This window comes from Polaromonas sp. P3_C2 (assembly GCF_056402675.1).
Genome location: NZ_JBFUGX010000733.1, coordinates 1 through 1,875 on the forward strand (window position 1 = coordinate 1; position 1,875 = coordinate 1,875).

At 58.6% G+C, this 1,875-nt stretch carries 3 protein-coding genes; all 3 read right to left on the reverse strand.

The genetic code is table 11. The annotated features are described in order from the left end of the window. Window positions 1-199: 199 nt before the first annotated feature. The 3 genes from AC1DWI_RS21300 to coaE all read right to left on the reverse strand — a co-directional run bounded on the left by AC1DWI_RS21300 (window position 200) and on the right by coaE (window position 1,874). Window positions 200-406, reverse strand: a complete 207-nt coding sequence (locus AC1DWI_RS21300) for a DNA gyrase inhibitor YacG (RefSeq protein ID WP_477670207.1) — start codon at window positions 404-406, stop codon at window positions 200-202. Window positions 407-476: 70 nt separating this feature from the next. After that, on the reverse strand, window positions 477-1,232 hold the full coding sequence (gene zapD / locus AC1DWI_RS21305; RefSeq protein ID WP_457279673.1) for a cell division protein ZapD: 756 nt from the start codon (window positions 1,230-1,232) through the stop codon (window positions 477-479). Window positions 1,233-1,277: 45 nt separating this feature from the next. Then, window positions 1,278-1,874, reverse strand: a complete 597-nt coding sequence (coaE, locus tag AC1DWI_RS21310) for a dephospho-CoA kinase (RefSeq protein ID WP_477725692.1) — start codon at window positions 1,872-1,874, stop codon at window positions 1,278-1,280. Window position 1,875 lies beyond the last annotated feature (1 nt).

Consider the following 1,875-nt stretch of genomic DNA (forward strand, 5'->3'; position numbering starts at 1 on the left):
GGATTGAGCGGCGGTCTTCCTGGTTTTTTTGGCCTTGGCGGGCTTTACCCCATCCTGGGCCGATTGAGCCTGCACATTACCGCCCAGCAGCGCCATGGCCAAAACGGCAGCCAGCGCATTGCAAAAATTCCTGTTCATACTTTTTCCTCCCTTTTTATTCTTTCGCAAACGCAGGTGACACCGCGTTTCGCCTCAAGCTTTATTGCAGCTTGGGGTCTCCAAATTGTTCATCATCCGGTGGCACATCCGCCGGCAGGCGGAACCCTTCGCTGGCCCAGGCGCCCAAGTCTATGTTCTTGCAACGCTCGCTGCAAAATGGGCGAAAAGGGTTGCTGGGTGCGTAAATGCTTTCACCGCCGCAGCCAGGACATATGACCCGTTTGAGAGGCGGAGAATCTTTCTTCATCGCAGGCATGTTTGTAGACAGGTCTGGGGATCAATCGGGTGTGATGGCGATGAGGCAGCAAGTCCTGAAATCAGGAGCAAAGCGTCAGCTCAAACGCAGAATCTTCGGTGCTGGCGTGCAGCCGGTCGTCACTGCCGTGGCGCATGAGGCGCACCGACACAATCAGCCGGTTACCGCTGATTTCGGGAATCAACCCCAGAGCCGGGTCTATCCGCAGGCGCAACAGCTGAAAGGTGCGCCCCTGCGGCAACGTCTGCTGGTATTGCCCGCCGGGCGCCACCACTTTTTGAGGCGCCCCGGAGTCACGCAACAGCGTTAGCAGTACACGTATGGATTCGGCCAGCGGCACCAGCGGCGTGATCCAGCGCTGCAGGTCTTGCTGGCGTGTTTCGGTGTCAAGGTGCTGCCACGCATAGTAGGCCGGCAAATCAAACTCACAGGTCCCGCCCGGGATGCCGACACGGCTGCGAATGCTCATCAGCCAGTCGTTCTCCGTCAGGGAATGACCGGCTTTGCCCGGCAGGTTGTTCAAGGCGGAAAAACAGCCCTCAAGCTGGCCGGTCACCTCGTCCAGAACGGCTTCGGAAATGGCCGGGTTGCCGCGGTAGCCGTTGAGGACATGTTTTTGTTTCTCAAGGTCCTTGAGCACATCGGTCTTCAGGTCGGCACGCGCGCCGACATCCATGATTTCAAAAATGGTCGTGATCGCGTAATGATGATCCGTCGGGCTCTCACGCTCCACCAATTCACCGAGACGGCGAAACAGGTGTTCAAGTCGCAGATAAGTGCGTATGCGTTCGTGAAAAGGATACTCGTAAAGGATCACAGCGCTAGATTTCGTCGGCTTTAAATGAGGAGGTTTGTTTGCGCATCATAGCCCGAAGCGCCAGGCAAGCTGTCGGACCAGGGCTTCCAGGCTCGCCAGAGACAAGCCATCGTTATAGAGGCATATGTCAGCCGCAGACAGGCGCTGCGCGCGGCTTGCCTGGCCAGCCATGATTTTCTCCACCACCTCCCGTGGCCAGCCGTTTCGGGCCATCACGCGGTCAATCTGGGTCTTTTCACTGCAATCCACAATCAGAACCTGGTCAAGCTGCTGCCGCCATCGCCCCGACTCCACCAGCAACGGGACGTCAAAAATGACACAAGCACTGCCGCCCGCGACCGCCTGCTCATATTGATGCAGGGTTTCCCGGCTTACCCAGGGGTGCACGATGGACTCAAGCCTGCGCCGTGCAGATGGGTCGTCAAAGACCAGCTGCCGCATCCGTTCCCTGTGCATGGCTCCTTCGGGGGTGATCAGTTCTCCGCCGAACAGCGCTGCAATTTCCGGCACAGCCGCCCCACCGGCTGCCGTGACCGCACGGGAAATGGCATCAGCATCCACCAACGCCGCGCCGTGGGCAACCAGAATACCGGCAATCGTGCTTTTACCGCTGCCTATGCCACCGGTCAGTCCAATACGCAGG